This window comes from Streptomyces sp. NPDC057253 (genome assembly GCF_042669125.1).
Taxonomy (GTDB): Bacteria; Actinomycetota; Actinomycetes; order Streptomycetales; family Streptomycetaceae; genus Streptomyces.
Genome location: NZ_JBHUXV010000016.1, coordinates 119,360 through 128,017, shown reverse-complemented (window position 1 = coordinate 128,017; position 8,658 = coordinate 119,360). Strand labels below are relative to the sequence as shown.

5 protein-coding genes are annotated in these 8,658 nt (G+C 75.9%); 4 read left to right on the top strand and 1 reads right to left on the bottom strand.

Features of this window, described 5'->3' with window-relative positions; all coding sequences use genetic code 11:
* A partial coding sequence (locus ACFULQ_RS11925) for an FHA domain-containing protein (RefSeq protein ID WP_383541638.1) occupies positions 1-823 on the top strand: 823 nt, incomplete at its 5' end.
* A gap of 12 nt (positions 824-835) precedes the next feature.
* On the opposite strand, the gene ACFULQ_RS11920 is transcribed toward ACFULQ_RS11925, so the two are convergent.
* Positions 836-1,819, bottom strand: coding sequence for a methyltransferase domain-containing protein (locus ACFULQ_RS11920; RefSeq protein ID WP_383541635.1), 984 nt, complete (start codon positions 1,817-1,819; stop codon positions 836-838).
* Between the two features lie 68 nt (positions 1,820-1,887).
* Here ACFULQ_RS11920 and ACFULQ_RS11915 point away from each other — a divergent pair, with 68 nt between their 5' ends.
* The 3 genes from ACFULQ_RS11915 (at position 1,888) to ACFULQ_RS11905 (ending at position 8,450) form a co-directional block, all read left to right on the top strand.
* Complete coding sequence (locus tag ACFULQ_RS11915; protein ID WP_383541633.1) at positions 1,888-2,301, top strand: globin; 414 nt, start codon at positions 1,888-1,890, stop codon at positions 2,299-2,301.
* A 187-nt stretch (positions 2,302-2,488) separates the two neighbouring features.
* Positions 2,489-5,683: an FtsX-like permease family protein gene (locus ACFULQ_RS11910; protein WP_383541631.1), complete on the top strand. Its 3,195-nt coding sequence runs from the start codon at positions 2,489-2,491 to the stop codon at positions 5,681-5,683.
* A gap of 1 nt (position 5,684) precedes the next feature.
* Positions 5,685-8,450 carry an FtsX-like permease family protein gene (locus ACFULQ_RS11905; protein WP_383541628.1) on the top strand — a complete coding sequence of 922 codons (2,766 nt, stop codon included), beginning with the start codon at positions 5,685-5,687 and terminating at the stop codon, positions 8,448-8,450.
* Positions 8,451-8,658: the final 208 nt, after the last annotated feature.

Here is an 8,658-nt window from a genome sequence, read left to right as displayed (position 1 = left end):
TCCTCACCATCAACCACACAGCCCTGGACGGCCCCGCCTGCCTCCGCATCCTCGCCACCGCCGCGGAAATCTACGGCGGCCAGGACAACTCCCCCCCCCCCCCCCCCCCCCCCCCCCCCCCCCCGGCCCCACCCCGCCGGCCGGCCCCGGCGCCACCAGCGGTGCCCCGCAGGGCTTCCAGGCGCAGGGCGCCTCCGCCCCGCCCTCCTACCCGCAGGAGACGAACCGTCCGCAGCCCGGCGGCCCCTCCTTCGGCGGCGGCGCCGACGACTGGGTCATCTCCCCGCCGTCCTCCACCGCCCCCGGCGGCCCGGGCGGCGGTCCGGGCGGACCCGGCAACGGCCCCGGCGGTTACGGCTACCCCCAGCCCGGCTCCACCCAGGCCCCGCCCGCGCCCCCCTTCCAGCAGCAGGGCCCGGCGACCTGGACGGCGACCATCGGCCCGGACCGCGAGTACTTCATGGCGATGATGCAGCGCTCCGGCCCCGAGGCCGCGGGCCTGAACCTGCCCGCGTACTCCCCCGAGCAGCAGCGCACGCTCACCGGCAACCAGGTCACCATCGGCCGCCGCAGGCACTCCACCGGCGACACCCCCGACGTCGACCTGTCGGTGCCGCCGGAGGACCCCGGCGTCTCCCACCAGCACGCGGTGCTGGTCCAGCAGCCGGACGGCTCGTGGGCGGTCGTCGACCAGAACTCCACGAACGGCACCACGGTCAACGGCGCCGAGGAGCCGATCACACCGTTCGTGCCGGTGCCGTTGCAGGACGGCGACCGGGTCCACGTGGGCGCGTGGACCACGATCACGATCAGGCGGGGCTAGCAGCCGGCCGCGTCACCGGAGGGGCCAGGCGTACGGTCCCTCCGGCGAGTCCAGCCAGGCCCACTCCCGCTCTCCGGCGACCGTGATGCCGTAGCGCTCCCGGCTCGGCTCGCCCTCGCGTTCCCACAGCGCGTACGCCTCGTGCGGTTCGAGGCTGTCCCGGCTCAGCGCCAGCAGGAACCGGTACAGCTCGCTCTCCCGGGCCCGGCGCGGCACCCCGCCCAGCTCGACGAACCCCCTCTCGTGCCGCTCCGCGCCGCGCAGGGGCACGAAGTAGGCGGGCGTGGGCAGGAACCGTCCCTCGGCGTGTCCGGCGTCCTGGACGGTCAGGGCGATCAGGCCGGTGCCGAGCGGGGTCAGGATGCGTGCGCCCGGGCGGCACTGGGCGAGCCAGGCGACCGGGACCGACGGCAGGGTGCAGGTGACGATGATCCGGTCGAAGGGGGCGCGCTCGGGCACCCCGCGTGCTCCGTCGCCGGTGACGACGACGGGGTGATAGCCGGCCGCGGCCAGGTGTCCGCGCGCCGCCTCGGTGATCTCCGGTTCCAGGTCGACGGTGGTGACGAGGTCGTCGTCGCCGAGCCGGTGCGCGAGCAGGGCCGCGTTGTAGCCGGTGCCCGCGCCGATCTCCAGCACCCGGTCGCCGGGCCGTACCCGCAGCTCGGTCAGCATCATCGCCATCAGGGAGGGCTGGCTGCTGGAGGAGACCAGCTCGCCGTCGCGCAGCCGGGTGGCCAGCGGGACGTCGGCGTAGGCCCCCCGCAGCCACTTCTCCCGGGTGCGCGGGTCCCGGCTCTCGCCCCAGCGCCGCTCGTAGCCGCCCATGACCCCGACGTAGTAGTAGGGCACGAACAGATGCCGGGGCACCGCCTCGAAGGCCTCCCGCCACACCGGGTCGGCGGCCCAGGCCCCGCTCGCGTCGATCTCCCGCACCAGCGCCGCCCGCGCGGAGGCGGCGAGTTCGGCGAGGTCCCGGTCGAGAGCGTGCGCGCTCATACCTCCACTCTGCACCCTGGGCACCGGAGGTCCTAAGCCTCGAGTCCTCGTCCGGCCCGTCTGAGACCATGGATGACGTGAAAGAGATCCGGCGCGGCACGCTTCAGACGCAGACCTTCTACGAGCAGGTCGGCGGGGAGGAGACCTTCCGCCGCCTCGTCCACCGTTTCTACGAGGGAGTCGCCGAGGACCCGGTCCTGCGGCCCATGTACCCCGAGGAGGACCTCGGACCGGCCGAGGAGCGGCTCGTGCTGTTCCTGATGCAGTACTGGGGCGGGCCGACGACCTACAGCGCCAACCGCGGCCACCCGCGCCTGCGGATGCGGCACGCGCCCTTCGCCGTGGACCGCGCGGCGCACGACGCCTGGCTCAAGCACATGCGGGTCGCCGTCGACGAGCTCGGTCTGTCCGAGGCGCATCGGACGCAGCTGTGGGACTACCTGACGTACGCGGCCGCTTCGATGGTGAACACCGCCGACTGATCACCTCTGCGTGACCATCGTTCACTGATTGCCGGATTCCGGTCGCCGTGCGCCGGATTCCGATCACAATCGGGTCAAGTCCGGGCTACAAGCGCTTACCCGCACCCTTCCCCTCTGACATCCTCGCCCGGAGGTCACAACACGGGCGGGGGGCCGCGTGACGGGGTTCGGGGGAATCGCACGTTTCGTGTTCCTGCGTGGGCGGGCGCACCGGCTGCTGCTCGCCGCCGCCCTGCTCACCGTCCTGCTGACCACTGCGGTCCTGGCGACCCTGACCGCCTACTCGGGCGCGATCGGCGACGCGGCCCTGCGGCACTCCCTCAACGACCCGCGGAACGCCGCCGACACCGCGCTGGTCGTCAAGGCGAGCGTGCCCGAGGACCGTCGCGAGGCCGCCGACACCGCCGTACGAAAAGTGGCGCGGCAGACCTTCGACGGGCTGCCGGTGACCGTGCGGACGCTGCTCAGGTCGGGTCCGTACGCGCTGCCGCGGTCGCTCCAGCCCGAGGCCGAGCGGTCCGGGGACCCGGATCTCACCCAGTTCGCGGCGCTCGACGGCAGCCGGGTCCGGCTGGTCGAGGGGCGGTTGCCGCGGCCGGCCGACGGGCTGGTGGAGGTGGCGCTCCCGCAGGCCGCCGCGCTCGCCCTCGATCTGCGCCCCGGGGCCCGCTTCACGGTCACCGACCGGCTGGGCGGCCCCGCGGTGCGGGTGACGGTGACCGGGGTGTACCGGCCCGTGCGCGCCGACGACCCGTACTGGCTCCTCGACGACCTGCACGGGCGGGGCATCAACACGCTCGATTTCACGACGTACGGCCCCCTGCTCGCCGATCCCGGCGTGCTGACCGACGGCGCGGTGAGCGTCGGGGCGTCGGGCTGGCTGGCCTCGGCCGACTTCGCGACGGTGACGACCGCGCGCACCGACGCGCTGCGCGAGGCGGCCCTCGCCGGGAACGCGGCCCTGCGCAAGGAGCCCTCCCTCGGCGGCGCCACGACCGCGGCGACCGCCCTGCCCGAGGTCCTCGACCGCACCGACCGCTCCCTGCTGCTGTCCCGCTCCACCCTTCTGATCGTCGCCCTCCAGCTGGTGCTGCTCGCGGGCTGCGCCCTGCTGCTGGTGGCGGGGCTGCTGAGCAGTGAACGCACCGGTGAGAGCAGGCTGTTGCTGGCCCGCGGCGCCTCCCGCGGGCGGATCGCGGGCCTCGCCGCCCTGGAGGCGCTGCTGCTCGCGCTGCCCGCCCTGGTCTGCGCCCCGCTGCTGGCGGGCCCGCTGACCCGGCTGCTGGCCGGACGCGGCCCGTTGGCCCGGATCGGGCTGCGTCTCGACCTACCGCGGGACGGGCGGCTCGGGGTGTGGCTGGTGGCGGCGGGCATCGCGCTCGGGTGCGCGCTGGCGGTGACCCTGCCAGCGCTGACCTCGTCGTTCGCGCGCGGCCGGGTGCGGACGCTGCCCGGTGCGGTGCGCGCGGGGGCGGACCTCGGGCTGCTGGCCGTGGCCGGGGTGGCGTACTTCCAGCTCAGCCGGCAGACCTCCGGTGCCGTGACCGACGACAGCTCCGGGGTGCTCGGCGTGGACCCGCTGCTGGTGGCGGCGCCCGCGCTGGCGCTGCTCGCCGGGACCGTGCTGACCCTGCGGCTGCTGCCTCCGCTGGCCCGGCTCGCCGAGCGCCGGGCGGCCGGCGGGCGCGGCCTGAGCGCGGCCCTGGCGGGCTGGCAGATCGCCCGCCGCCCGATGCGCGGCGCAGGCCCGGTGCTGCTGCTGGTGCTCGCCGTGGCGCTGGGCATGCTGGCGATCGGACAGGGCGCCTCCTGGAACCGTTCGCAGTCCGACCAGGCCGACTTCCGCGCCGGGGCCCCGGTGCGCGTCCTGACCTCGGGCGACGCGGGTCTGGGCCGCACCGAGGAGTACGCGGCCGTCCCGGGCGTACGGCGGATCGCGCCCGCCGTCCGCTCCGAACTCCCGCTGTCCGGCAGCCGGGTGGCGACGGTGCTGGCGCTGGACACCTCGCGCACCTCGATGCTGATCCGTTCCGACCTGCACTCCGGGCCGTTCCTCCAGGGGCTCGGCCCCAAGGGCGCGACGGCAGGGGTGCGGGTGCCCGCGGGCACGACCCGGCTCCGGCTGACGGCGGCCCTGAGCGGTTCCGACCCGAGCACGGCCGTCCAGGTCGCTCTCACCCTGGAGGACCGCTACGGCACCCCCTACCGGCTCCCGGTGGGCCAACTCCTCGGCGACGGACGGGCCCACGCGCTGGACGCCCACCTGCCCGGGGTCCCGGTGACCCTCACCGACCTGGAGCTGGTCGTGCCCGTCCCGAACGGCAGCGCCCAGCAACACCGTTTCACCGTCGACGAGTTGACGGCCACGGGCACCGACGGGACGGTACGTCACCTGACGTTGCCCGGCGACTGGAAGGCTTCCTCGCAGAGCGAGGGAGTCACCTCCACGCCGGACGACAAGAACAAACCCGCCCCGCCCCGCCTGAGTTCGGGATCCGGGCGGTCGACGGTCACGTACGGCACCGGTTTCATCCCGTCCGACGACTCCTGGAGCGTGGGAGTGCTCACGGTCCGGCTGAAGGCCCCGCAGCCGAAGTCGGGCGAGGTGACGGCCGTGGCCACACAGCGGTTCCTCGAATCGGCGGCCGTCCCCGTCGGGGGAAGCCTGGACGTGCCGCTGGGCGGCGAGAACCTGTCGGTGCACATCGTGCGTTCCGTGGCTCAGCTGCCCACCGCCGCGGAGAACGGCGGGGCCCTGCTGCTCGATCTGCGGTCCGTGAACCGGGAGTTGCAGGATCGGTACGGCGAGAGCCTGGAGCCGACCGAGTGGTGGCTGTCGACCGGCCGGGGCGGCGCGGACCGGGTCGCCGAGGCGCTGCGGGACCGGCCCGACATCGATCCCACGCAGGTCGTGGTCCGGGACGAGCTCGCCGAGCAACTGCGCGACGACCCGTTCGGCGCGGGCCCCGAGGCCGCGTTCACGGCGGCGGCGGGGGTGGCGGCGGCGCTGGCCGCGGTCGGGTTCGCGGTGAGCGCGGCCGGGTCGCTGCGGGAGCGGGGCGCGGAGTTCGCCGTACTGCGCGCCCTCGGGGCCCCGCGTCGGCGGCTGGCCCGGGCGGTCGCCCTGGAGCAGAGCGTCCTGGTGCTGCTGGCACTGCTGGCGGGGGCCGTGCTGGGCGTGGTGCTGACCCGGGCGGTGATCCCGCTGATCGTGCTCACGGACGAGGCGACCCGCCCGGTGCCCACGGTCCTGGTCCAGCTCCCGCTCGCACGGGCGGCCGTACTGCTGGCCGCGGTGGCCCTCGCCCCGCTCCTGGTGACAGCGGCACTGGCGCTGCGCCGGGCGGATCCGGCGCGGGCGCTGCGTGAGGGGGGTGAGTGAGATGAGGTGGCTCAGGACGGGCGAGACCGGTCCGGAGGGCTCCGGGACGAGTGTGCCCTGGGTCCGTACCCGGCTGCGGACCGCCACCGGTACCGCGTGCGCGCTCGCCGTGCTGGTCGCGCTGACGGCGTGCCTCGCGGCCGCCTTCCCGCGCGCGGTCGACCGGTACGAGGACTCCGGGCTGCGCCGGGCCGCCGAGCAGGCCCGCCCGGACCGGACCGGCATCGAGGTGTACGCCCCGCCGCCCTCGCCGATGGATCCGACCCGCATGCGCGAGGACGCGCTGCGCCCGGACGCGCTGGCCGAGAACGACACCGAGGTCCGCGCCCAGATACCCGGCCCGCTCGTCCTCGACCGGGACCAGTCGGCGTACGGCGTGCGCACCGCCCAGGACATCCCGGCACTGGACCCGTGGCTGCCACGGCCGACCGGCGACCCCGCCCGGATGACGCTGGTCGCGCAGTCGGGCCTCGCCGCCCACTCCTCCGTCGCCCAGGGGCGGTTGCCGCGCGCCGACGACCAAGTGACGTCCGAGACGAGCGAGTTGGAGGCCGCGGTCAGTGCCGAGACGGCCAAGGCCCTGCACATCAAGGCCGGTTCGGTGCTGCACGTCGGCACCTACACCGTCCGGGTCACGGGCATCGTCAGCCCGCGCGATCCGCAGGGCGCCTACTGGTCGACCAAGACCATCCTGCGCACCCCGGCCCTGATCCGCGAACCCCTGCCGTCCACCGCCAGTTACTGGGTCGGCGCCCTGCTGCTCGCCCCGGACGCCGCGCCCGCCCTGCTCGCCCACTCCGGACGGCCGGAGCGGTACTGGCAGTTGGCCCCGGACGTGGAGACCCTGCGGGCCCACGACATCCCGGCCCTGCGGTCCGCGATCGCCTCCCTGGAGGCCGGTCCGGCGCTGCGGGAGGTGCGCCGGGAGATCGACGGTCCGTCGCTGGAGTTCTCGGAGCTGAACGGCAGCACCGAGGTCACCACCGACCTGGACGAGGTCCTCATCTCCTACGGCCGGCTCCGCGAGAGCGTCGCCCCGCTCGTCGCCGTCGCCGCGTTCGGCACCGGCACGGTCGCCGCCGTCGTCCTCCTGATGGCGGGCGGCCTCACCGCCGACCGCCGCCGCGGCGAACTCGCCCTGCTGCGCGCCCGGGGCGCCTCCCTGCGCGGTCTCACGGCCCGGCTCCTCGCCGAGACGGCGGCCGTCGCCGTCCCCGCGGGCGCCCTGGGCCTCGCCGCCGCGCTGCTCGCGGTCCCCACGGACCGCGCCGCTCACGCCGTCTGGGCCGCCGTCGCGGTCACCGCCGTCACCTGCGCGGCCCTCCCGCTGCGCGCGGCCGCCGCGCACCGCCTGGTCCGCGTGCACACCGGCCGCGAGGACGTGGCGTCCGTACGGCCGTCCCGGCGCCGTACGGTCGTCGAGCTGACGCTGCTGGTGCTGGCCGCGGGTGCGGTGGAGTCGCTGCGCCGCCGCGGCACCTCGGGCACGGCCGGCGAACTCGTCTCCCTGGCCCCGGTGTTGCTGGGGGTGATCGCGGCGCTGGTCCTGGTCCGCCTGTACCCGCTGCCGCTGCGCGGCCTGGCCCGCCCCGCCGCCCGGCTGCGCGGGGCGGTGGCGCACCTGTCGCTGGCCCGGGCGGGCCGCACCTCGGCCTCCGCCGTGCTGCCCCTGCTCGCCCTGCTGACCGCCCTGACCACGGCGGCCTTCGGCGGCTCGGTCCTCGCGGGCGTGCGGGAGGCCCGCGACCACGCGGCGCTCCTCTCGGTCGGCGCCGACGCCCGAGTGGAGTCGGCGGCGCCGCTGCCGTCCGGGCTCCCGGACCGGCTGCGCCGTACTCCCGGAGTGAGCGATGTGACCGCGCTGAGCGTCACCTTCGAGGCGAAGCCGGCCGACGGGGCACAGACAGTACCCCTGGTCGGGGTGGACCCCGCCGACTACGCGGCCCTGTCGACCCGGACCGGCGTGGGCGCCTTCCCGCAGGGCGAGTTGAAGGCCACGGCCGCCGGCGCCGCGACCCCGGCCCTGGCGGCCGCGGCCACCGCCCGGACGTACGGCACCCGCCCCTTCCCGGTCTCCTTCCCGGACGGCAGCACCCTCACCGTCCGCATCGCCGCCGTCCTCGACGGCACCGCGGCCGTGCTGGGCCCGGACTTCCTGATCGTGAACCGCACGGCACTGAGCCCGGCGGCGGCCCGGCCGACCGGGCTGCTGCTGACCGGCGAGCACCTGGACGGGACCGCGCTGCGCGAGGCCGCGCCGAAGACGGCGACCGTGCGCCTGCGGTCCGAGGAGCGGACGGCCTATGTCGACTCCCCCCTCCAGACCGGCGCGGAACGCGTCTATACGACGGCGGTGGCGGCCGGCACCGGATACGCCGTCCTCGCCCTCCTCCTCTCCCTCCTCCGCTCGGCCCCCGAACGCACCGCCCTGCTGGCCCGCCTGCGCACGATGGGCCTCACCCGGGCGGCGGGCCGGCGCCTGCTGATCCTGGAGTCCCTCCCGCAGGCGTTCCTGGCCGCGCTCGGCGGCGTCCTCACGGGCTGGGCCACGATCCGCCTGCTGGCCCCGGGCATCGACCTGACCGCCCTGGCCCTCCCCACGGCCGAACCAGCCTCGGGCGCGGTGAAGTTGCGCATGGACCTGCCGTCCCTGGCGATACCGGCCCTGGCGGTGCTGCTGCTGGCGGTGGGCGTGGGGGTCGGCCAGGCGTGGTGGTCGGGGAGGCGGGGGTCGGTGACGGAACTTAGGGCGGGGGACGGGCGGTGAACGGGGGCGCGGGGCGCGGCTGCGCGGTGACGGGGGGTGCGGGCCCCGCCTGCCTGATTACCGGTGGCGCAGGCTTCGCCCGCCCGATGACCGGTGGCGCAGGCCCCGCCCGCCCCATGACCCGTGGCGCAGGACCCGCCCACCTGATGATCCGTGGCGCGGGTCCCACCCATCCGACGACCCGTGGCACAGGCCTCGGCCGCCCCAT

Bases quoted from the DNA above. Each gene is read 5' to 3' on its own strand.
- ACFULQ_RS11920 (WP_383541635.1), bottom strand. From the start codon at position 1,819: ATGAGCGCGCACGCTCTCGACCGGGACCTCGCCGAACTCGCCGCCTCC.
- ACFULQ_RS11915 (WP_383541633.1), top strand. From the start codon at position 1,888: ATGGATGACGTGAAAGAGATCCGGCGCGGCACGCTTCAGACGCAGACC.
- ACFULQ_RS11905 (WP_383541628.1), top strand. From the start codon at position 5,685: ATGAGGTGGCTCAGGACGGGCGAGACCGGTCCGGAGGGCTCCGGGACG.